Consider the following 23,330-nt stretch of genomic DNA (forward strand, 5'->3'; position numbering starts at 1 on the left):
TGGCTTTCTTTATGGCTTTCTTTATGGCTTTCTTTATGGCTTTCTTTATGGCTTTTCTTATTCATTGGCTTCATTCTCTGCCAGTAAATGCTCCAAGCCCTTCTCCACCAGACTAATCAGTCTGGAAATCTTTCCGGCATAATAAAGATAGCCTAAAAATGCCTCAAATCCGGTGGCTCTACGATAATCCGTAATGCTGGAGTTTTTGGAGTGACTTTGGGACTTATGGTTTCTGGCTCTTCGATAAACGGAAAGCTCCTCTTCCGTTAATAGCTTTTCTTCTATTAAATATCCCATCAAATCCGACTGGGCCTTAGCACAAACCAGCTTGGTCTTTCTGCTGTTTACCCGATTCAGGTTTTCCTGATATCTTCTGCAAAGGTAATCTCGCACCCGAAAATCATAGATGGAGTCCCCCACGTAGGCTAAAGCCAAAGGGGATAAGTTCGGAGCTTCATCGTTAATAACTTGTTGCTCGATGGATAATGTATTCTGCAAAAGTTCCGCTGTCATAGCACATTCGGTTTGTATCCCTGAAGAGCCTTGCTCCTTAACGCTTCGACTCTCCATTTCGCTCTCCTGAAAGCTTAGATTCTCTAAACTTTCTGCCATTAAATCTTCTGCCATTCCACACCGTTTCTTGTATCCTTCAACTGAATACCCATGGCCAAAAGCTCGTCACGAATCTGATCCGCTTTAGCAAAATCCTTGTTCTTTCTGGCATCCTGTCTTTGCTGAATCAAAGCTTCCACCTTGGCGCCAAGCTCCTCTTCTTTCTTCTCGGTACGAATACCAAGAACTCCCATCAAGGTTTCCAGCTTCTGTAGCAGAGCTTCGCCGTAGGCCTTGGAGGAATGTTCCTCCACAGTGGCATTGGCAAGACGTACCAGCTCAAAAATCTGGGTAATCGCATCCGCTGTATTTAAGTCGTCTTCCATCTTCTCGGAGAAAATTGCTTCATAGCTTTCGGCAGTTTTCACATTTTCCTCTTCTTCCTTGGAAAATGCCTTCTCTTCCAAACGAGGGATGAGGTCCTGCAAACGCCAAATCGCGGTAAGAATTCTTCCCAAAGAAGTCTTGGCAGCTTCCATTAAGTCCTTGGAGAAATTCAGCGGACTACGATAATGGGCGGAAAGCATATAGAAACGAAGCACCATGGGGTCAAACTGGGATGTAACATCTCTTACGGTAAAGAAATTTCCCAGAGACTTGGACTTCTTCTTATTCTCAATGTTGATAAAAGCATTGTGCTTCCAATAACGGGCAAATTGCTCGCCGTGAGCCGCCTCGTACTGGGCAATTTCATTTTCATGATGAGGGAAAACAAGATCCTCACCGCCGGCATGGATATCTAACGCGCCTCCGCAATATTTCGGCGCCATTACGCAGCATTCGGTATGCCAGCCCGGACGTCCTTCACTCCATGGAGAATTCCAGTAAGGCTCTCCCATCTTCTTAGGTTTCCAAAGCACGAAGTCCGTGGGGCTTTTCTTCTCCTCTTCTCCGGAGACCTTCAACTCACGAAGACCGGAACGTAAATCTTCCATATTCTTATGAGACAACTTTCCATAGGAAGGGAAGGCAGTGGTGTCATAGTACACCGTACCCTCCACCGGATAAGCAAAGCCCTTCTTTACCAGCACATCGATGAGATTCACCATTCCCTGAATTTCTTCCGTGGCCTTGGGATGGGCGGTAGCCTCCATAATATTCAGATCCGACATGTCCTTTTCCACTTCGGAAATATAGCGCTCGGTGATGGAAGAGCAATCTGTGCCTTCGTCCATGGCAGTCTTAATAATCTTATCGTCCACATCCGTATAGTTGGAGACATAGCAAACCTTATAGCCCTTATATTCCATAAAACGGCGGAAAGTATCGAACACAATCATAGGACGGGCATTTCCGATATGAATTAAATTATAAACCGTGGGGCCGCAGACATACATCCGAATCTTCCCCTCTTCAATGGGGACAAACTCTTCTTTTTGCTTCGACATGGTATTATAAATTTTCATAGCTTTGCTTCCTTTCTACGAAGACAATCTTCTCTCAACCTTCTCACCTATGAGGGCATATACGATTTTAGTGTATAGTCTTTCCCACAGTTCGTCAAGAAATGCAGGGAAATAATTGACCTTTTTGTTGTAGGGAAATAATTGACCTTTTTGTTCTCTTACAGACCAATTAGCATTCTCTGTTTCTTTCTCATAAAAGCTACGCTTGTCATTATCTTCTATAGATAAAAGTTCTAAATAATGTGACCAAGTTAATTTTCCAGACAGCGTCCGGAAAATTGGATATGTCAAATATCATCTTTGGACTTCACTTCTACCCAAGCTTGATGTTCACAATCCCAGTTCTTTGTATAAAGCGTATTTTCCAATATACATTGATAGATTGGCTCCAAATAATAAATCAACCGTTGAATTACTTCTTCAAAGCTTAGATTTATTTTTCTAGCAGGCTCAAAAGCTCTCCACTGTTTTAGCAGAAAGGCATTATCTTTAAAAGTAGAAATATCGTCAAACGCGTCTTGAGTCAATTCTCTTTCTCTCTGAATTAATGTCTTACTTATAGCTTCAGTAAGTATCTTCCCCTGAAAATCAAATATGCCGGATAAATAGTAAATATCATAAAAGTCTTTCATCCGACTTGTTCCGGACATTCTCTGCAGTATTGCATCAAATTTTTCTGCAATGGTACTTTCTAAGGAATATGTATAAACTAGCGGAGACTCAAACTCCGGTAGTCTGGTCACTATATGTCTTTGTATTGGATTTGGAATTATAATGTCATCAATTCCTATATCTATCGAAAAAGGAATGCGAACTCGTTCAATTTTCCCTAAAAAATTCGTCCTTATTCCCGGATATTTTTTCTCCACCGAAATTGGTTCTGTACCTATAACATCTAAAATAATATAACTATTACCTGTAACAACATTACAAATATCTCTCATACTTTGTTCTATATTTGTCAAGCTTCCGTGAAGATTCCGTAGTAAAAAATCAATATCTCTTGTTGGTCTGGAATCAAACTCTGTTAATGTATAGATAAACATTCCGCCTTTTAGAATAAGATGATTAACATAGGTAGAACGTGACAGCTTTCTCAAAAATTCTTCTTGTGCAAAAAGTTGAAGAATCAATTGAAATGGAATCTTCTCTTGTTTTGACTGGTTCTTAAGTCTTGTCAGAATAGAAGCCGCCATATTTTTCACAGCCATATCCCCAGCACCTCCTTAATCTTTTTCTCAACTCGTAGAAGTTTCGCATATTTCATTAACCTTGCTTCATTTTTTTTGGATTCTGCAACATACCGATGAATAGCTGTATTGAAAATTTCTGCATCCAACTTATTACGGTGAAACAATACGTCGCAAATTGTTCGCTCTCTATCATATATTTGCATAATTGTTCCATCTATCTCTACTTCAGCTATTCCAAGATTATAGCGATTCGTTCTAATAAAATGTGGTTTAACTATGGGATAATCTATATAAAATCTTGTTCGACTGCTCTTACTGTCCACCGCCAAATGCCATGCAGAAGGCGTTTTATCTGTATATCCATAGTAGTCTAATGCCGATTCCATACACAGGACTCCATCGGGAAATAACGCTTTTAAAATAGGAATCTCTGAAAAGCTGCTTTCTTGTATGTACTGATAATAGCCTCTTCTAATTTGCTCTATCTTATCTTGCTCCAAAAGATTTTGAATTCTTTTGTAATAAATTCCTGCTTCTCTAAGTTCCGAAGTCTTCATTACTCCACCATATTGTCCGAATAATTCTTTCAATTCCTCGCTCATTGATATATCCTCATATTGTTTTTTTGTACAATTTATTATTTACAGTTGTATAGTTTAGTAATTAAAGTATATCTCTCTAAATAGGAAAGTCAAGAAAAAAGGGGCTGTAAAAATCAAAATAGATTTTTACAGTCCCTTTACAATTAATTTCTAACTGTCCTTCGATATGTAATTTTCTTCCGATTATCCGGAAAGCTTATCCCTTATCTACTAAACTTTATCTCTTGTACTCGTTAAAGAAATCCTGGAACTGCTTATAAAAATCCTCTTCTTCCTTGGATCTTCTCTGATTTCCCTTGGATTTTCCTTCTTGCTCCTTGGATGGTGCGGAGCTTTCCCCATTGTCCCCGGAATTTCCTTCCGGTGCATTGCCCTGCGGAGCCTCTCCCTGAGAATTACCGCCTTGCTGTTGCTCTCCGGATGATGCTGAACCGTTAGATGTTCCGTAATCTGTTGCGTTGGCTTTTCCAAGGGTAACGTGTACCTGCACTTCGTTGTACTTACCGCTGCCATCCTGACGCATTACGGTTAAAGTAACATCTTCTCCGATACGGTACTTGGACAGAAGAGACTTCAAATCTGCGGTAGTGGCAATGCCCTGTCCGTCCAGCTTGGTAATAATATCTCTTTCCTGGAGCTCACTGTTCTGTGCTCCGGTGTCCTCTAGGATCTTAAAGATATATACACCCTTAGGCATTGCAAAGCTTTCTGCGGTCTGGGCATCAATATTCTTCACCTGAACGCCCAATACTCCCTGTTCCTCCTTGGGAACGTCCTCTCTTGTGGCCAGAGTGGAGAGGGATTTCAAAATGCTCTCTGCTTTGGAGGATGGGATGGAATAGCCCATACCCTCTACATCCGTGTCGGAGTACTTGGCCACATTGATACCGATTAATTCTCCCTGCATATTCAGGAGGGCTCCGCCGGAGTTACCGGGGTTGATAGCCGCATCCGTCTGTAATAATCCCTCTGCAGTTCCGTCTTCCGTCTCCACATCTCTATCCTTTGCGGAAATGATTCCCTTGGTTACGGATTGACCATAGCCCAAAGCATTTCCGATGGCTACTACCTGGTCTCCCACCTCCATATCATCGGAGGATCCGATTTCAATCACTTTAATCTTGTCTCTGGTTTCCTGAGATAAGTCTGAAAGCTTTACGGAAACAAGAGCTAAATCCACTGTGGCGTCGGTTCCCTTCACCTGTGCCTTGGCGGTACTGTCGTCAATGAAGCTTACGGTTAAGGAATTGGAGTCCTGAATCACGTGATTATTGGTAGCAATCAAAAGTTCCGTTTCATTCTTTCCAACAATGACACCGGAACCACTGGCGGGATATTCGGTTTCTCTCTGGATATCGCCGAAGATGGAAAAACCGTTTTCCTGATAACGCATCATATTGGTAATAGCTACAACGGAAGGCATAGCCTCCTTAGCCACCTGACTGACGGAGCCGGAATCGCTCTGCACCACCGTCTTTTCCTTCTCCACATCGGAAGCGCTGGTCTTTTTCTCCTGTTTCTCTTCCTTGGATTCCTGCGTGCTTTCTTGCTTAGTATTCGCCTCGTTATCCTGAGAAAGCTCTCCCTCCGCCAGGATATGATAAATTCCATTGGATTGGGCAAGATAATTGATGCCCACCATACAAGCTCCGGCAATCACTCCGAAAAGCAAAGCCGAAAATATTATCCCAATAAAACGTTTCATCTCTTCTCCCCCTTAAAACATTTTCCCGTTAAAATGTTGCAGAAAAGCACTGTCTTCTGCCCACTGAAGCATTATCTTATATAAAAAATATCTCTTTATTCTAAAGAGATATTGTGTTCAATTTGTGACAATGCAAAAAACTTCTGAAGAACTTTCCTTTTCCGGGAATTTTCTCCATTTTACCACGATTTTAACAGTTTTCCAAAAGCACAATGGCCTTCGCCGCAATGCCCTCGCCTCTTCCGGTAAAGCCCAGGCCTTCCTCCGTTGTGGCTTTCACGGAAATCTGTCCTCTTTCACAATGAAGTGCCTTGGCGATGCATTCTTCCATCTCCGGAATATAATTCTTGATTTTCGGTCTTTCCAAAAGGATACAAATGTCTGCATTTCCCAGAGCATAGCCCTTCTCCTGTACCAAAGCATAGGCCTTTTCCAAAAGCAGTACGGAAGAAATTCCCTTATAGCGTTCCTCCGTATCCGGAAAATGTCTTCCGATATCTCCAAGAGCTGCTGCCCCCAGGATGGCATCGGTTAAAGCGTGCAGCACCACATCCGCATCGGAATGTCCCAAAAGTCCCTTTTCATAAGGAATCTTTACTCCGGCAAGAATCAAGTCTCTTCCTTCCACCAGCCTGTGTACGTCATAACCCAGCCCAACTCTCATTTTCCCTTTCCTTTCCCTAAGATCTTTTCATTTCTGCTAAAGCTTTTTATCTCTGTTAAACCCTTTCCAGAAACCTCAAGAAACAGTCTTTTATGTCTATCTTCTTCCCATCTGTTTTAAATTTGCAGCCGCAATCTTCCGGGCATACAGGAAATGGAGAGATCCTTTTGTTTTCCTAAGGATTCTCCGTCCACATGGAAGGCCACCTCCTGCTCCAAATGAATCTCCATCTTCTTAAAACGGTAGCAATGCACCCCGGGAAGACTTTTATGCTTTCCGAAAAGTGCCGCAAACATAATGTAAAGCAATCGCAGCTTTTTCTTGGTGCTGACCAAGCATAAATCCAGGACGCCATCTTCTCCGGAAGCTCCACATCCCAAGGCATAGCCGGATTCATAGGGATGATTATGGATGGACAAAAAGAGGATATGCTGGAATTCCACCCGTTCTTCTCCATCCAGGAGAATACTTCCTTTGATTTTCTTTGCCCGTTTTAATTCTTTCACAAAAGCATAAAAATAAGAAAGGGCCTTGGAACGAATCCTCTGTTTTTCTTTGGGGCAAATGCTGCAACCCATACTGAGCAGCTCCTGCAGAATAGCTGCCTCAAAGCCCAGTCCCACACTGACCACAAAACGTCTGTGTCCTCTTTCTCCCTCTACAATGCCGTAATCTACTTTTCGCTCTTCCTTGGCAAAAAGGGCAGAAAGACTTTCCGGAATCTTATAGCCCTTTTGCAGTGCTCTGGCAAAGTCGTTGTCCCTATGTATCGGTAAAAAGGAAATCGGAAAGGAATTGTTATCCAGCATAGCCCCGTCAATCACTTCATTTAAGGTTCCGGTTCCGCCAATGACGCAAATCCTATCCTCTATAGAGGCAGCTTTTGCTTCTCTGTTCCTTTCACCGGAATACTCTCCATGAAGCTCTTTTGGGATTGCTTTATGATTTTCTCCGCTAATTTCTTTATGAATCTCTTTATGATTTTCTCCGCTAATTTCTTTATGTATGCCACTATGATTTTCTTTATTGATCTCTCTGGTGATTTCTCTGGCAAAGAGTCTGGCATCTCCCTGTTTTTCCGTAAAGAAAACGGAAAAGCCTTCTTCTCCCAACAAAGACTTTCCCTCTTCCTTCATTTTCTCCCAAAGTCGTAACCCCATTCCCTGTCCCGCTCGGGGATTAACGATAAAAAATACCATGCCTCACCATCCATTACTGTTCATCTTCTGATGAACTGAGTATATCATGGGCTGTTTTTATCGTGTATAAAAATAATATAAAGACTCTCTGCTGCTTTTCTTAATTGCAGGTCTTTTGTTCTGTCCCGAAGATAAGTGAATTGATCCGCCTCCGGCATTTCCACCGTAAGATCCGGCGTGATTCCCTTCTTGTGGATGTTTCGTCCTGCCGGCGTAAAGTAGTAATGGGTGGTAAACTCCACCGCAGATCCGTCCGGGAAGCTTCGTACCGTCTGCACAATACCCTTTCCGTAAGACAGGGTTCCGAAAACCCAGGCTCTGTCATAATCCTGCATGGTTCCTGCAAAAAGCTCCGAAGCGGAGGCGGAGTTTTGGTTCATTAAAATGATGATGGGCAGTCCCACTTCGTGTCCGTCCTTGGCATACCAGTCCTTTCCCTTTCCCCACTTGTCCTCCGTATAAAGAAGAAGGGTATTATCCTTTTCAAATTGGCGATTGGGGTTGGGAGTGACTTCCAAGACGGAGGAGGAAGCTCTTTCGCCACGATTTTCCGTCTGTATAGTTTTGTTTTCGCTGTCCTTTCTCTTCGGCTTCTGCAAATGATCCGGCAGAAAGTAATCCAGCAGTTTGGTTGCCGCTTCCACGTCACCCCCCGGATTTCCTCGTAGATCGATAATCAAAGCCTTCTTCTTTCCATCAATATCGGATTCATACTGGGAAATGAAGGAATCCACCGCCTCCATATAGAAGCCCCTTAAGGAAAGGTAACCGATATCTCCAGGCTTTAGCTTGGCTAAGACATCCCGATTTACATCAGGCTGCTGTTCTTCACTCTTCTGTGGGTCTGTTTCATTTTGCTTTTCAGCTCCGCTCTGAAGCTTCAACATCTCTGCCACATCTCCAACTTCAGAGCCGGGAATGACCACCTCTCCTCTGGTAATCCGCAGAGTGACTTCCTCACCGTTTCGATTTACCACCATTTCCAAAGAGCTTCCCGCCAAACCCTGAATCAGATTCTCCACAATATAGTTTAGACTGAGGCTTTCCACGGAAATGCCGTCCACCTTCAGTACAATATCTCCTGCCAAAAGGCCTGCCTTTTCCGCAGGAGATCCGGGATAAACATACTCTACCAAGGGGCCGCCTTCCTTTTCGGATACCGCCGCACCGATTCCTTTGTATATTCCCTTTTGACGATTTCTGGTCTCCTCTATCTCTTCCTTTGTATAGTAAGCAGCGTAGGGATCCTCTTGCAGAAGGCTTGTCAAAAAGCCCTTGTAAATCATCTCCTCCGCATCTTTTCCATTTTCCTGATAAAGGTAGCTGTCCGTCAGCAAATCCTGAATCTTCCTAAGCTTCTCCGTAACTCTTGGAAGGTTAATGGACTCCAAGTTCTCCAGATTGGAGTCGGAAAGAATGGAAGAACTGGCCGCTCCATTATGAATGGCCTGATTTTCTTGTCTTTTCGGAAATCCGAAGAAATAAAAATAGCACAAAAACGCACCAAGAACAAAGGAAAGGGTAAAGCAAAGGAAGAAAAACACTACGCCCTTCCAAAGCTCTTTTTTATTCTGTTCCGGCTCAGCTTTCTGCACTTCCTCCGTTTCCATCCTCGATGTCTCTATCCGTGCTTCCTCCGTCTCCGGCCCCGATGTCTCTGTCCGCACTTCTTCCGGTCCCAACTCCAATGCTGCTTTCTCAGGTTCCTGCCTTGATTCCTCTTCCCTCAAATGCTTCTCCTCATTTGCGTCCATTTATTTCTCCTAACTGCCCTTCCACTCCATTTCAGAAACGAGATATCGCACACTACGCGTGCGATACTCGTTAAGAATAAACGCCAAAAGCTATTCAGCTCTTGGCGTTCTTGGGAAAATCTGCTTTAAAAATCAAGGGTTTCCATATACTTCATATATTTTACAACCATGAGGGCAATCTTGAAGGTAATGGCGTCATCAAAGACTCTTAAATCCAGTCCTGTGGAACGATCCAGCTTGTCCAACCGATACACTAAGGTATTTCTATGGATATACAACTGTCTGGAAGTCTCGGACACATTCAGATTGTTCTCGAAGAACTTGTTAATGGTGGACAGAGTTTCCTCATCGAAATCATCCGGGGAAATGTCCGTAAAGATTTCCTTAATAAACATCTTACAAAGAGGAATCGGCAACTGATAAATCAAACGACCGATACCAAGGGCATTATAAGCAATAATCTCCTTGTCCACAAAGAAAATCTTTCCTACCTCCAGAGCCATCTTAGCTTCCTTATAGGAACGGGAAACTTCCTTAATCTCGTTCACAATGGTACCGTAGGAAATCTTTGCTGAAAGCATAAGCTCGGAAGACAGCATATCCATCATGCTCTCCGCAACCTTCTGCACCTGCTTATAATCATCCTCCGGAGCAAGCTCCTTCACCACGATAATGTTCTTCTCATCTACCGCAGTCACAAAATCCTTGGGCTCGGAAGAGAAGAAGCTCTTTAAAGCCTCCTGTGCGGAACCATCCAGGTTGTCCTTGGCCTCTACCATATACACTACACGACGAACGCCAACTTCGATATGAAGCTTCTTCGCCCGGTTATAAATATCTACCAGAAGCAAGTTGTCTAAAAGAAGGTTCTTAATAAAATTGTCCTTATCGAACTTCTCACGGTATGCCACTAAAAGAGTCTGAATCTGTAATACGGCAAGCTTTCCTACCATATATACATCATCCGTATCTCCATGGGCAATCAGAACATATTCCAGCTGATGCTCATCGAAAATCTTAAAAAACTGGAAGCCTCCTGCTGCCTGAGAATCCGCCTGAGAGGCCGCAAAAGAGACGACCATCTCGGATACATCCCTATCCTCTTGAAAAGTTGTGGCTAATACTTTTCCGTCAATGTCTGCAATGGCAATATCCAGCCTGGCGATTCCCTTTAAGGAATCAATTGTACTTTGCAAAACTTGATTTGAAATCATCTCTACTCCATTCTTTCATGAACTACACCGGGGGGAAGAATGCAGCCTTTCCAATCACGTCTCAACCTTATCTCTTCTCCCAACCTTATCGTTTTTCCCCATTACTATAATCAGTTTATTTCCAATTTTCAAGCATTTTAAAAAAAGACAGGGAAAGAAAAGTTCTTTTCCTGTCTTTTTTACCAGTTTTTCAGAAAACTTTTATTGCTTTTCTACAAAGCCAAATTCTCTTAGTTGGTAATAGTCTGCTCTGTTTCCTTATCGAAAATATGAATCTTGTTCTCATCCAAAGCAAAGCGAACGGTATCTCCTGTTCTTGCCTTGGTCTTGGGATTCACTCTTGCGGTCCAGGAAGCATCTCCGATATCGAAGTAAAGTAAGGTCTCCGCTCCGAGCATCTCGTATACACGAATTTCTGCGGAAATCACGGACTGTCCATGCTGAGAAAGATAATCTTCCTCATCATGTAAGTCTTCAGGACGAATTCCTAATGTGACAGTCTTTCCGATATAGCCCTTATCCTTTAAAGCAGCTGCTTTCTTTTCATTTAAGGTGATGGTGTTTCCTGCAAAGCTTAACTTTACAGCGCCGCCCTCTTCTGTGCACTCCGCATCAATCATGTTCATCTGGGGAGATCCGATAAATCCTGCTACGAACTTGTTGCAGGGGGTATCGTAAAGGTTCTCCGGAGTATCTACCTGCTGAATATAACCGTCCTTCAAAACTACGATTCTGGTTCCCAGTGTCATAGCCTCGGTCTGGTCATGGGTTACATAGATGATGGTAGTCTCTAAGGACTTGTGGAGCTTTGCAATCTCTACACGCATCTGTGCCCTTAACTTTGCATCCAGGTTGGAAAGAGGTTCATCCATCAGGAATACCTTCGGACGACGAACGATGGCACGTCCCATAGCCACACGCTGTCTCTGTCCTCCGGAAAGAGCCTTAGGCTTTCTGTCCAGCAAGTGCTCAAGATCTAAAATTCTTGCAGCTTCATGCACCTTCTTGTCGATTTCATCCTTTGGTACTTTTCTAAGCTTCAGTCCGAAGGCCATGTTATCGTATACAGTCATATGAGGATATAATGCATAATTCTGGAAAACCATGGCAATGTCTCTATCCTTCGGTTCTACATCATTCATTCTCTTTCCGTCGATGAAAAGGTCTCCGGAGCTGATGTCTTCCAGTCCTGCCACCATACGAAGGGTAGTGGACTTACCGCATCCTGAAGGTCCTACGAAAATGATAAATTCCTTATCTTCAATCTCTAAATTAAAATCTTTTACTGCCACGAATCCGTTGGGGTATTTCTTTACCACATTTTTGAGCTGCACACTTGCCATGCTGTTTCTCCTTCTATAAATATGATTTATGCTTTCTTTTTCAGCAGAAAACCGGTATATGAATTCCAGGATTTTCGCATACTTATGCTAATAGTATTCTATCTACTTTCCCTCTTTCTGGCTATAGACTAAGTTTCCGAAAAAATGCTCTCAATTTTGTACAAGATAGAGTTCCTTTATTAAATAAATGTCAATCTGCCCAAAAAGAGAGGGGATTTTTAGCAGAATCCCCTCTCTTTGTTGCTAATCCTGATAAATTTTAAAAATTGCCGTTCTGGTGATTTTAATCTTTTTTTCCTTTAAAAGCTTGCCAATAGCCTTTTTAAAGGCGGCTTTTGACACGCCGAAGTCCTTTTTCACCTGCTCCGGATCCACGGTCTTATCCGTATAAGGGATATGTCCCTCAAACTTCTCCTCAATCAGCCGTTCAATCTGCTCTCCCAGCTTTTCATAGCGGGAAGCATTCATTTCCTCCTGCGTCAAATGCTTGGCATCCTCTTTTTTCTTGGTATACATAGTACCGGCCAAACGCTCGGTCTTGTCCACATAGAGGTAAATCTCCACCTCCATATCCTTCTTTAAGGCATAACGCATCTCTCTGTGGGGCACCAAAATATCCTTCTCCAAGCCGATATCAACAAAGGCGCCGATGGTATTTACATCGCTGACCCGCAGTCTTCCGATTTCTCCTACTTCAAGATAAGGTTTTTTGGTGGTGGCAATTAACCTGTCCTTGGAATCCTTATACAAAAATACGGAGACCTCATCCCCTATGGTCTTCCCTTTGGGAACCTGGCGGATGGGAAGAAGCACGCTGTCTCCTCCTTCCTCTCCCACAAAAACACCAAAATCCTTTTCCCTAAGAATCTTAAGCGTCTGGATTTTTCCTAATTTCAACATGGCAACATAACTCCTTATTCTGATTATAAAAGGCTACAACCGTTCTACCCTCTTCTATAGCAATTCTTGGAAAAATGCTGTCTCCTAAAGTATAGGCCTTCACATATTCCGCCCGAATGGAATAAAATTCCTTCTTGATTTCGCTTTTCTCTTGCTTTTCCACTTTTTCCGCAGATTCAAGATTTTCCTCTTCTTGGGTAAAGAGAATCGCTGGCTTTCCTGTACATTGGAAAATAACTTCCTCCGCCAAAGCAATGTACTTGGCGTTGTTCATGTGGTGGTTGGTATCCAGAAAATCCTGCACAACGGGAATGGGCTCTCCCTCCTGATAGCTTTCCGGAAAAGCAATTTTTCTTTGCAGGGGAGGAAAATGTAACACATCCTCCCGTTCCTTAAAGGGTGCAATCAATTCCTCCGTAATCTTTCCGGGACGTCCCTTCTCCAAATCAAAGCTGAACCACTCGCTGTCCGCTTTAACATAGAACTCTCTTACTTCATTTTGAATCCAGAAATTCCTATAGGCGAAAATCCCCCGAAAGTCATGGGGAGATGTTCCAATAGAAAGCTTCTCATAGAGCTTAGGTAGGGCATATAGCTCAATATTCCAAGCACTCAAGAGCCATGCTCTATGCTTTTTCTGTAAAACTTCAATGGACATTCCCACATCATGAGAATGAAAGGTGGAACAATCCTGCAAAAGATTCACCACGGAAAACAGGCTCATTTCCCCCTTCTCCGTTACCTCGGAATAACGAACTCTCTCTTGAATCTCATACATCCTTTGCCACCCTTTCTTGATTTTCCCTTAAAACCTACTCTATCTCACTGAATCCGGAATCCCGTTCCTCACTATTGTATTGCACAGATCCGAAAATACCTTTTCCTTCTGTTTTATAGCTCCCCTCCGGAATTCTTTCTGCCCTATTCTACTCTATTTTTTTTATTCTGCATACCGTTTCTATCTTTCCTATAAAAAAAGAAGAGGTTTCCCTCTTCTTTCAGTATTCTTAAACGGACTCTGCGTATCCTGCCAACTTGGATGTGCAATGAGGACAACGAGTTGCTCCGATAGGAATCATAGTCTTGCAGTACTCACACTCTTTCTCTGCAGGTGCTGCTTCCGGCTCAGCCTTCTTTAACTTGTTCATCTGCTTAACGAAGATAAATACCACTAAAGCCATAATCAGGAAATTGATTACCGCAGTGATGAAGGAACCGTATGCCAATACCGCACCTTGCTCAACGGCCTCAGAGTAAACCTTGGTGGTCTGTCCTGCTAAAGGAATGAACATGTTTTCAAAGTCAATCTTTCCTGTAATCAAGGAAATCAATGGCATAATCAGGTCAGATACCAGCTTGTTTACCAATGCGGTAAAAGCAGCACCGATAATCATGCCGACTGCCAAATCAATCATGTTTCCCTTTAAAGCAAATTCCTTAAACTCTTTTAAAAAACCCTTCATTTGTCTCTCCTTAAAATATAGAATCTCCCTTTTAGAACTTTACTCTATCCGTCCTAAAATCCTCAGCTACTCTATTATAGAAGAGAGTTTTTGGCAAGTTCTATTTTCTGAAAGTGACAATGTTTATTGTTTTTTTATTTTTATTCACTTATTAAGTCATTGCTTTTGCCGAGTTAATCCTCATTTTTCTTCTTTTTGAGAAGAACCATCGCCGAAAGCTCCCGGTTCTGTTTCCTCTTTTTGAGAAGAACTATCGCCTGAACTCCTAGTTCTGTTTCCTATTTAGTTCCAAAAAACACCAGGACCAGGAGAGGAACTTTAATAAAAGATACAAAAAGAAAAGATTCAAAATCAATCTCAGCGGATTCAAAGCGGTAGAGAAAAAAGGAGAAGTATCCAAGACTCCCTGTTTTTGTATATAAAAGTAGGTATAGGGAAAACCGATTCCTATTTGATTCCCCTCATCAGAAAAGGGCATAAAATAAGAAAGTACAATTTCCAAGAAAAAAGCCAGACACAAAGTACTCTTAACGCTTCTGTATAGCCATGGCTTTTGATTTTCTGTATTCATATTTTCCCCCTCCCAATCCTCTAAAACGAGATATCCCGCGCTTTGTAAGGGATACTCGTTATGAATTATAAATAAGCTATTTTAACTATAGAATTGGAAGGAGATTTCGTCAAATGCTATTCCTCTTACATTTTTCTTTGCATTTTTAGTAATTTTATTCATTCCCAATCTTGCTTTGTATAGGATCTAAATAATCTTTTTTCCGGCCTGATAAACGGCCTTCTGTTTTAAGTCCTTATCCACAATCAGATAATCCGCCTGCTTTCCTACCGTAATGCTGCCGTAGTCCTTCTCAATCCCTAAGGATCGGGCAGGGTTTAGGCTAGCTGCTGTAATAGCCTTTCTAAGAGGAATCTTCATTTCCTTTACCGCAGTACAAAGGCAGTCATAAACATTGGACACGGAGCCTGCCAATGCTCCGTTGGATGTCAGGGTACAGTGCTTTCCCTTCTTCTCCACCTCCTGCCCCCCAAGGTCATAAAGCCCGTCCGGCATTCCGGTGGAACGAAGGCTGTCGCTGATGAGAATGACTCTATCCTCTCCCAAGGCCTCGAAGGCTAAACGCACCATGGCAGGATGCACATGGATACCATCCGTAATCAACTCTGCAAATACTTCCTTTTCCTCGATGGTGGCTCCCACAACTCCCGGATTTCTGTGATCCAGACCGGTCATGGCATTGAAAAGGTGTACCGCATGACTGGCTCCTGCCTGGTAGGCCTTCAAGGCCGTGGGGAAATCCGCATTGGTATGGGCAAGGGAAATCTTCACCTTCCCCCTCATTTTCGGAATAAAACGCTGGAAATCAGGATTCTCCTCCGGCGCCAAGCCCATATACTTTACCAGGCCTCCGGAGCAATGTAAGAAGCGCTCCGCAAGCTTTTCATCCCACTTTAAAATGTAATTGGGATTCTGCGCCCCCTTCTTCACCGGGCTGATAAAGGGACCTTCCATGTTGATGCCCAGGAGTCTGGCCTCCCCGATTTTTAAACCTTCCTCATGGTATTCCCTCGCAAGGGAAAGCACCTGTTCCAGCTCTTCCACAGCCAAGGTCAGGGTTGCCGGACAAATGACGGTAACGCCGTGCTCCGCCTCATACTTTGCCAAAGTCTGCATGGCCTTTCTGGTACCGTCACAAAAATCCTCTCCCAAACAGCCATGAAAATGAATGTCAATCAGTCCCGGCAGGAGAAAGTCCTCCGGACAGGAAAATGCTTCCTCTTCGGAAAGCTCCCTCTCTTTATGAATCGCAGAAAAGCGCCCGTCCTTTACTTCCACGGAGGCTAAAGTAAATTTTTTTTCTTCTGTAAAGATACAATATTTTTCCATCTTATTTTCCATCCTAAAATTTTGGGAAGCGCCCGGGGAACTGATAATTTTCCTCTGTCACCATTGCCTTATAAAAGAATATCCTTCTGCTCTAATCTAGTGATTCTTGTCTTTTTGCCTATTTTGAAAATGCACATAAGCCCCCAGCAGTCCTGCCCTGTTTCCAAGGCTGGCCGCCAGCAAACGGGTATTTTCCGCAACGATAGGCACCAAATGCTCCTGCAAATGTCCCCAAATCTTAGGAAGCAGGATATCCTTCTGTTCCATGATGCCTCCCCCCAGCACAATACATTCCGGGTTAAAGGCATAGCACAGGTTACTAAGTCCGATAGACAGGGCATCACAAAGTCTGTCCAGCTCTTCCAGACAGATTTTATCTTCCTTTGCCACTTCCTCAAATATCCGCTTTCCGTTCCAAAGCTCTTCCGCCTCTCCCTTTCTGCTGGCTACTCTCTTTACTAAAGCAGAGGTGGAAGCCATACGCTGGAACATTCCTCCCGGAATCTGCATATAGCCGATTTCCATGGCGGAATGGGAAGTGCCGTGATAGACCTCTCCGTTTAGGATAAAACTGCCGCCGATACCGGTGCCTATGGTAAGGCAAAGCATGGAACTTGTCCCTTTTCCGCTGCCAAAGGAATATTCTCCAAGACCGGCGCACTTTACATCATTTTCCACCTCACAGGGAATGGAAAATGCAGTTTCTATCTCTTCCTTCCACTTTGTTCCCTTGTACTCCGGAATCTGGGGACCTGCATGAATAATCTCTCCCTTTATCTCATCCACCATTCCTGCTGTGGAGATGCAGATGCCGGATAGAAGTGGCTCTGTTTTGGCTTCTGTTGTTCGCTCAGCTTTTGCATCTACCTTTGTATCTGCTTGTGCCCCCTCCGGCGGATTTCCCTTTAATTCCGCTAAAACTCTACGGATTTCTCCCTTAACATTTTCCAGAATAAAGGAACCGCCTCTTTGGGCCTCAGTGTCCTTTTCATAAGTAGAAAGGATTTCTCCCTTTTCTCCCAAAAGGGCATATTTTGTTTTGGTGCCTCCTATATCCAGGGCAAAGTATCGCTTTTCCATACTGCTACCTACTTTCCTTCTTCTGAAAAATAATCGGGAATCCACTTAGCCAGATGCTCCGCCAAGGCCTTGTGGGCATCGGGACTTAAATGCATATAGTCGTAGGGATAGTTTTCTACCCCGGGAATGTCCTGCGCCGAAAGGAAGGCACAGCCGGTACGCTTTGCCACCGCCTCATACAGAGGAATAATGGCCTTGGACTTTTCACAGCAGTCCTTTCCCATTTCATTTCCTACGATAGTGTCTTTGTATTCCGGGTCAATGGGGTAGGGGGCGATAATCAGGATTTTCGGCTTTTCTTCCGTAAAGGCTTCCTGCACGGATTGAGCCTTTCGGATTAAACGCTCCAGGCCTCTGGAGATATTTTCCGCTGTGGCGGAAAAGCGCTCCTTCACATCATTGGTTCCCAGCATAATAATCAAAAGAGAAACCGGCTCATGGGTAAGAAGGATTGGACGAATCATGCTCACGCCGGAAAGTCCTTCATACAAGGGATCCTCAAAGACTGTGGTACGGCCGGATAAGCCTTCCTCCCGTACCAGATACTCCTCTCCCAATAATTCCTGTAAAACCATGGGCCAGCGCACATGCTCGCTGAATCGTTTGCCGTTTTTATTGTTGTAACCGTGGGTGTTGGAATCTCCAAAACAAACAATGGTCTTTGCCCCTGCCATATTTCCTCCTTAAAAACACTTTAAGCCTGCTCTGTAAAGTTCCCAAGAAACCCTACAAAGCAGGCAAATCATTATACGAAACGAGCTACAGTCTCATCAATCACTTTAGCGGTCTTCTTTGCAATCTCCAAATCTTCCTGTGTTAAAGGACTCAGCGGGCTTCTTACAGAACCCACATTTAAGCCCTTGCGAAGCTTCAGCACTTCCTTAATCATGGCATACATATTGCCATGACCGCTGCAAAGCAGGGTAATGATTTCATTTACCGCAAACTGAATCTTTTTGGCTTCTTCCATACGGTTTTCCTTGAAAAGAGCATTCATCTTTAAGAAAAGCTCCGGCATAGCCCCATAGGTTCCGCCGATTCCGGCACAGGCTCCCATGCTTCTTCCCCCGATAAACTGCTCATCCGGGCCGTTAAAAACTACAAAGTCCTCTCCGCCCCAGGCTTTGTAATTCTGAATATCCTGAACAGGCATGGAGGAGTTCTTTACTCCGATGACTCTGGGATTTTTCTTCATTTCCATGAATAAATCCTTGGTTAGACTTACTCCTGCAAGCTGGGGGATATTGTAAATAATGAAGTCGGTATTAGCTGCTGCTGCACTGATGGTATTCCAGTACTCCGCAATGCTGTAGCTTGGCAGACGGAAGTAAATGGGAGGAATTGCCGCAATGGCATCCACTCCTAAGCTTTCCGCATGCTTCGCCAGCTCCACAGAATCCTTGGTATTGTTGCAAGCCACATGGGCAATAATACGAAGCTTCCCCTTGGCTTCCGCCATTACCGCTTCCAAAATGCTCTTTCTATCTTCTACGGAAAGGTAAATACACTCTCCGGAAGAGCCGTTGACATATAAGCCCTGCACACCGGCTTCAATAAAATAACGAACTAAGGCCTTGGTTCTTTCTACAGACACCTCTCCATTGTCCTCATAGCAGGCATAAAAGGCCGGTAAAATTCCTTGAAATTTCTCTACATTTGTCATTTCTGTCTCCTTCTAAGGGGCAAAACACCCCAAAAGTTTTGCTGCCGGCCGGGTTTTTTCGCTGTGAAAAGCTCAATTTTATATGCTCATTCCTACTTTAACGATAGAGCAAAGAATCCCACCGGCTTACATTTACACTTTTATCCCTTAACGGCTCCCATGGCAATACCCTGGGTAAAATATCTTTGGAACATTAAGAATACGATTAAAATCGGGATTGCCGCCACCGCAGCTCCTGCCATGATAATACCGAAGTCTGTGGCATTTTCCGCCTGTAGCTTGGCGATTCCCAAAGAAATGGTTAAGTTCTCCGTACTGCTCAACATAATCAACTGCATGAAATAGTCGTTCCAGCTGTTGATAAAGGTAAAGATTGCCAAGGCACCGATTCCCGGCTTAATCATAGGAAGCACAATCTGGCTAAAGATTCTGGCTTCGGAGGCTCCGTCAATGCGGGAGGCTTCCAGCATTTCCCTGGGCACCCCCTCGGAGAACTGCTTCATTAAGAACACGCCGAAGGGCCATCCCACGGTGGGGAAGATGACTGCCAAAAGGCTGTTGTAAAGCTTCAAAAAGGACATTTCCCGAATCAAAGGAATCAAGATAACCTGCTTGGGAAGAGCCATAGCACATACAATCAGGGTGAACAAAAGAGTTCTTCCTCTAAAACGCTTTTTCGCCAAGGCGTAGCCTGCCATAGAGGCGGTTACACAGGTTAAAATCATGGCGGATAAGGACATGAACACCGTGTTTAAAAGCCAACGTACAGCTCCCGGCACCTTCGGGCCTGTCATCAGCACAATATCCTTCCCTGTTCCGGAGAAGGCTCCGCTAAAGGGTATACTCAAGGTAAAGAGGGCGGTGGGCTGACGGGAAAAGAGCTTTTGGTAATTCAATAGTACCCACTCTTTTGGAAACCAGTCCGGGCTTGTACCATTGATGGACTGGGCGGTTTTAAAAGATCCTGTAATTATCCAGTATAAGGGAAAAAGAAAGAAAAAAGCCAGGAGAATTAGCAGGAACAGGCTAAGTAAGCTATAAAGATTTTTTGTCTTATGCATAAATTCCTCCTATTTTTCTTTTGCCAACTGGAACTGTAATGCAGAGAGTAAGGCAATGATAATCGCCAAAATCACACCCATAGCATTGCCGTAGCCGTAACGATAAAGCTTAAAGGCTGTGTAATAGATATAATACATTACCGTATCCGTACTGTGGTTCGGTCCACCGGAGGTCAAGAGCTGAATCAGGGCAAAGCACTGGAAGCTGTTGATGGTGGTAATAACCAAAATGTAAAGGGTGGTAGGCATAATCTGGGGCCATTTAATCTTCCAGAAAAGCTGAAGATCGGTGGCACCGTCTACGGAAGCCGCCTCTACCAGGGAGTCATCCACATTTCCAAGGGCAGAAACATAGAGAACAATAGGCTGTCCCACGGAGGTGGTAAATAAAATCAGAATAATACAGGGCAGGGCAAAACGGGCATCTCCCAGCCAGTTGATATTCTTCTCCAACACGCCGGTATGGGTTCCCACATAGTTGAATAAGCCATAGTAATTATGGAACATCCATTTCCATACCACGGTAACTGCTACGGAACCTGTTACTACAGGTAGATAGAAGATACAGCGGAAGGCGGAAAGTACCGGTCCCTTCATCTTATAAATGGCGGAAGCCACCCATAAGGAAAAAATCGCTACCGTTGGAACAGATACCAAAACGATGATTAAGGTATTTTTCAGTGCTTTTTGGAAAATGCTGTCTCCGAAAAGCTCTGTATAGTTTTTCAAACCGATAAACTGGTCTGCCACATTTTTTCCCATGGTGGCATCAAAGAAACTGGTATAGACGCACAAAATCATGGGAAAAATCACGAAGCCCAGGAAGAACACAAGGCTTGGCAATAAAAACAAATAGGCAGAGCGAGTTTCTCTTTGGGCTAATATTTTGCTTCGATTGCTTTGTACGTAGTCCATTTTCTCTCCTCTTCCTCTTGGATAGAATCCGTTAATCCTGTAATCCATTGCGAAAGGATTTTTTCTGCTTTCCCCAAGAGTTTCATTAAAAAGCTCCGGAGGCTTCCCGTCAAAGGGTGAGCCTTCCGGAGCCTATTCTTCTTCGTAAATGTTTCGAATGATTCTCAAATTTATTCTAAAACATTTTTATAAGCTTGCATGCTGGATAGCGCTACAAATTTATGCCTTTTATGCCTTTGCCGCTGCGTTGGCATTGGTCTGGAAAGTAGTTAATTCTGTTTTAACGTCTCCTCCCTGACCGATTCTCTGAAGCATGTTCCACCACTCAGTTCTGGCAGTTGCCCAGCCCGGAGTTACCTGATAGTAGTCTCCGAAGGAAGGCATGAACTTCTCTGTGAAGAGCTTCATGGTCTCCGCATTCTCCGTTCCCTCATAAACATCTGTTAAATCCTTGTGTACCGGGAAAAATCCTGTTGTCTGTACGGAAAGCTTAGCCTGCTCTGCATCGTTCGCCATGAAACGGATAAATGCCTTTGCAGCCTTCACCTTGTTCTCATCGCCGTTATCGAAGATTCCGAAGCCCCAGATTCCTCCGCAAAGCTCTGCCTTTCCGTCCTTTGCAGGGAAAAGCATAGGAATAATTTCATCGCCGTTGTTGGTCTTGCCTGCTTCGCCGTTGTCCTTGTTGTTCTGCTGAGCAGAGTTCCAGCAAAGAGACATTGCCAAGGTTCCGTTTCTGAAAAGGGTAATCTCATCTCCTCCAACCAAAGCCGGGTCGAAGTTGATTCCCTCTGCCTTCATAAGCTCTTCCAATGCCTGTGCGTTCTCGGAAGAATCTACAGCATACTCCGTATGCTCCTTGTTTGTAAACTTTCCGCCGTACAGGTTGTTTACCAAAGCTCTGGTTCCCTGGTCTCCCCCCTGGCCGCCGCAGTAAACTGCTGCAACATTTTCCTGTCCCTTATCATGCAAAGCCTTCACAGCCTTGAAGAAATTTTCTGTGGTCCAGGTGTGGTTATCTAAGTCCAGATACTGTAATGCATCTGCATTCTCGAAAGCAGTCTTGTTGATAGCCATGCAGTGTGCAATCATAGCCAATGGATACTCATAGTACTTTCCTTCGGAGGACTTACAAGCCTCCACTACGTTGGGATAGATATCCTTTGCCGCATCATCTTCAAAGAGATCCGCCAAATCTACCATCAAGCCCTTTGCACCCCAGTTTGCTACCAAACGCTCCGGTCCTTCCATAATCAGGTCGGGTGCCGCATTTCCTTCGATGGCGGTATTTACCTGATCGTCTCCACTCTGGTAATCCAGGTACTCTACAGTAACGTTGATGTCAGGATATTTTTTGTTAAAGTTCTGGAGCATTGTGTCAACGGATGCGCTGTCGCCCCACTTTCCGATAGGATAGGTGTAAAGCTTTAAATCAGCCTTTAACGCCTCATCCTCGGAAGCTCCCTCGGCCTTCTCGGAAGCGGCCTCACTTGCCTTTCCGGATTCCGCCTTTTTCTCCGTCTCTGTCGTAGCCTTTGGTCCGCAAGCTGCCAAGCTACTTGCCAGAAGCAGCGACGCTGCTCCCCATGCTAAGATTCTTTTCTTCATTGTTTCTCCTCCCATTCTTTGAGTGCCTCCACAAAGGGTACCGCAATCAGCTGCGGCCTTGTGATAATTGATCCAACAACCACCGCATAGGCTCCAAGCTCCATAACCCGCTTTGCCTTTGCCGGAGTGTTGATGTTGCCTTCAGCAATGACCGGATGCTTTACGCTCTCAATCATTTTCCGAAGAATCAGGAAATCGTCTGCCTCAATCCGATCTCCCTTAGACTGCTCTGTATACCCCACCATAGTGGAGCCAATAAAGTCAAATCCCAGGCGATCCGCTTCTATGGCTTCTTCCACTGTGGAACAATCCGCCATAAATGCCTGATCCTTGTATTTGGCCTTTATTTCCCGGAAAAATTCTGCCAGACTCTTCCCGCCCGGCCTTTTGGAAATGGTGGCATCAATCGCAATAATATCCACCCCAACTTCCATAAGTTCATCCACCTCTTTCATGGTGGGAGTAATATATACCTTCGAATCCTCGTAATCTCTCTTGACGATACCGATAACGGGAAGCTCCACTTCCTTCTGAATCTCCGCAATGTCTTCTTTGGTGTTGGCCCGAATACCTCCTGCCCCTGCCATCTTTGCCGCTCTGGCCATTCTTCCCATGATGAAGGAGGAATGTAACGGCTCCTCCGGCAGTGCCTGACAAGATACAATGAGTTTACCCTTCAATCCCTTGATTCTCTCTGTCATGGAACACTCCTTTTTTCTGAAAAATTTTTTTATTCATTCTTAAAGAAAAGTATTTTTCCTTCTTGTCCTTTCTTTAGTATAGTTTTAGATTTTTCAATTTCAACAAGAAAAAACTTGGCTTTCTCTATAAAATTCTTTCAATAAAGACATTCATCTCTTCAAATCCTTTAACACTGCTTCCCTGAATCATCTCCTTCTGTCCTCCTCCCCGGAAGGACATTTTTTCTCCCATAAGCTTTCCAAAGGCTCTCATATCCTCTTCTTTGCTTCCTGCCACCACGGAAAAACCTTCCTCCTTTTTCCCAAGGCAAATGAGGGAAAGGGGAAGAGAGCGTCGCAGCCTGTCA

The 23,330-nt window shown here is 44.0% G+C and carries 22 protein-coding genes and 1 pseudogene; all 23 read right to left on the minus strand.

Annotated features, from left to right (window positions below; genetic code table 11):
• Window positions 1–57: 57 nt before the first annotated feature.
• Window positions 58–570, minus strand: a complete 513-nt coding sequence (locus ACO4PX_RS01685; RefSeq protein ID WP_485571102.1) for a ribonuclease III domain-containing protein — start codon at window positions 568–570, stop codon at window positions 58–60.
• Window positions 571–611: 41 nt separating this feature from the next.
• A complete protein-coding gene (cysS, locus tag ACO4PX_RS01690) occupies window positions 612–2,018 on the minus strand; it encodes a cysteine--tRNA ligase (protein ID WP_485571103.1) in 1,407 nt (468 codons plus the stop codon).
• A 15-nt stretch (window positions 2,019–2,033) separates the two neighbouring features.
• A complete protein-coding gene (locus ACO4PX_RS01695) occupies window positions 2,034–2,309 on the minus strand; it encodes a DUF1016 N-terminal domain-containing protein (protein ID WP_331648695.1) in 276 nt (91 codons plus the stop codon).
• A complete protein-coding gene (locus ACO4PX_RS01700) occupies window positions 2,306–3,229 on the minus strand; it encodes a nucleotidyl transferase AbiEii/AbiGii toxin family protein (protein ID WP_472445714.1) in 924 nt (307 codons plus the stop codon). The genes ACO4PX_RS01695 and ACO4PX_RS01700 overlap by 4 nt, the downstream gene beginning before the upstream one ends.
• Complete coding sequence (locus ACO4PX_RS01705) at window positions 3,220–3,813, minus strand: type IV toxin-antitoxin system AbiEi family antitoxin domain-containing protein (protein WP_315370056.1); 594 nt, start codon at window positions 3,811–3,813, stop codon at window positions 3,220–3,222. Before ACO4PX_RS01705 ends, ACO4PX_RS01700 begins: the two co-directional genes overlap by 10 nt.
• Window positions 3,814–4,030: 217 nt before the next feature.
• The gene (locus ACO4PX_RS01710; RefSeq protein ID WP_485571105.1) at window positions 4,031–5,518 is read right to left on the minus strand and encodes a S1C family serine protease; all 1,488 of its coding nucleotides are present in this window, start codon (window positions 5,516–5,518) and stop codon (window positions 4,031–4,033) included.
• 190 nt (window positions 5,519–5,708) lie between these two features.
• On the minus strand, window positions 5,709–6,182 hold the full coding sequence (gene ispF, locus ACO4PX_RS01715) for a 2-C-methyl-D-erythritol 2,4-cyclodiphosphate synthase (protein WP_485571107.1): 474 nt from the start codon (window positions 6,180–6,182) through the stop codon (window positions 5,709–5,711).
• A 116-nt stretch (window positions 6,183–6,298) separates the two neighbouring features.
• Window positions 6,299–7,381 carry a diacylglycerol/lipid kinase family protein gene (locus ACO4PX_RS01720; protein WP_485571109.1) on the minus strand — a complete coding sequence of 361 codons (1,083 nt, stop codon included), beginning with the start codon at window positions 7,379–7,381 and terminating at the stop codon, window positions 6,299–6,301.
• A 44-nt stretch (window positions 7,382–7,425) separates the two neighbouring features.
• Window positions 7,426–9,135 carry a S41 family peptidase gene (locus tag ACO4PX_RS01725; protein ID WP_485571110.1) on the minus strand — a complete coding sequence of 570 codons (1,710 nt, stop codon included), beginning with the start codon at window positions 9,133–9,135 and terminating at the stop codon, window positions 7,426–7,428.
• Window positions 9,136–9,260: 125 nt separating this feature from the next.
• Window positions 9,261–10,349 (minus strand): PucR family transcriptional regulator, encoded by a 1,089-nt coding sequence (locus ACO4PX_RS01730; protein WP_455010489.1) that lies wholly within the window; start codon window positions 10,347–10,349, stop codon window positions 9,261–9,263.
• A gap of 230 nt (window positions 10,350–10,579) precedes the next feature.
• The gene (locus tag ACO4PX_RS01735) at window positions 10,580–11,692 is read right to left on the minus strand and encodes an ABC transporter ATP-binding protein (protein ID WP_007156768.1); all 1,113 of its coding nucleotides are present in this window, start codon (window positions 11,690–11,692) and stop codon (window positions 10,580–10,582) included.
• A gap of 243 nt (window positions 11,693–11,935) precedes the next feature.
• Window positions 11,936–12,592 (minus strand): S1-like domain-containing RNA-binding protein, encoded by a 657-nt coding sequence (locus ACO4PX_RS01740; RefSeq protein WP_314328776.1) that lies wholly within the window; start codon window positions 12,590–12,592, stop codon window positions 11,936–11,938.
• On the minus strand, window positions 12,561–13,370 hold the full coding sequence (locus tag ACO4PX_RS01745; protein ID WP_485545552.1) for an acyl-[acyl-carrier-protein] thioesterase: 810 nt from the start codon (window positions 13,368–13,370) through the stop codon (window positions 12,561–12,563). Before ACO4PX_RS01745 ends, ACO4PX_RS01740 begins: the two co-directional genes overlap by 32 nt.
• A 229-nt stretch (window positions 13,371–13,599) precedes the next feature.
• Entirely contained in the window at window positions 13,600–14,055 is a 456-nt protein-coding gene (mscL, locus tag ACO4PX_RS01750; protein WP_485545550.1) for a large conductance mechanosensitive channel protein MscL, read from the minus strand.
• A gap of 757 nt (window positions 14,056–14,812) precedes the next feature.
• The gene (gene nagA / locus ACO4PX_RS01755; RefSeq protein ID WP_485571112.1) at window positions 14,813–15,955 is read right to left on the minus strand and encodes an N-acetylglucosamine-6-phosphate deacetylase; all 1,143 of its coding nucleotides are present in this window, start codon (window positions 15,953–15,955) and stop codon (window positions 14,813–14,815) included.
• Window positions 15,956–16,051: 96 nt separating this feature from the next.
• Window positions 16,052–17,035 (minus strand): ROK family protein, encoded by a 984-nt coding sequence (locus tag ACO4PX_RS01760; protein ID WP_485571114.1) that lies wholly within the window; start codon window positions 17,033–17,035, stop codon window positions 16,052–16,054.
• An 8-nt stretch (window positions 17,036–17,043) separates the two neighbouring features.
• Window positions 17,044–17,709 carry a GDSL-type esterase/lipase family protein gene (locus ACO4PX_RS01765; RefSeq protein WP_485571115.1) on the minus strand — a complete coding sequence of 222 codons (666 nt, stop codon included), beginning with the start codon at window positions 17,707–17,709 and terminating at the stop codon, window positions 17,044–17,046.
• Window positions 17,710–17,780: 71 nt separating this feature from the next.
• On the minus strand, window positions 17,781–18,698 hold the full coding sequence (locus ACO4PX_RS01770) for a dihydrodipicolinate synthase family protein (RefSeq protein ID WP_485571117.1): 918 nt from the start codon (window positions 18,696–18,698) through the stop codon (window positions 17,781–17,783).
• 140 nt (window positions 18,699–18,838) lie between these two features.
• Window positions 18,839–19,759, minus strand: coding sequence for a carbohydrate ABC transporter permease (locus ACO4PX_RS01775; RefSeq protein WP_485571118.1), 921 nt, complete (start codon window positions 19,757–19,759; stop codon window positions 18,839–18,841).
• Window positions 19,760–19,768: 9 nt separating this feature from the next.
• A complete protein-coding gene (locus ACO4PX_RS01780; RefSeq protein ID WP_040648685.1) occupies window positions 19,769–20,674 on the minus strand; it encodes a carbohydrate ABC transporter permease in 906 nt (301 codons plus the stop codon).
• A gap of 228 nt (window positions 20,675–20,902) precedes the next feature.
• Window positions 20,903–22,282 (minus strand): extracellular solute-binding protein, encoded by a 1,380-nt coding sequence (locus ACO4PX_RS01785; RefSeq protein ID WP_485571120.1) that lies wholly within the window; start codon window positions 22,280–22,282, stop codon window positions 20,903–20,905.
• Window positions 22,279–22,983, minus strand: a complete 705-nt coding sequence (locus ACO4PX_RS01790) for an N-acetylmannosamine-6-phosphate 2-epimerase (protein WP_485571122.1) — start codon at window positions 22,981–22,983, stop codon at window positions 22,279–22,281. The genes ACO4PX_RS01785 and ACO4PX_RS01790 overlap by 4 nt, the downstream gene beginning before the upstream one ends.
• 124 nt (window positions 22,984–23,107) lie before the next feature.
• Window positions 23,108–23,330: pseudogene (locus ACO4PX_RS01795) on the minus strand (hypothetical protein); the annotation flags it as partial.

This window comes from Oribacterium sp., assembly GCF_057249185.1.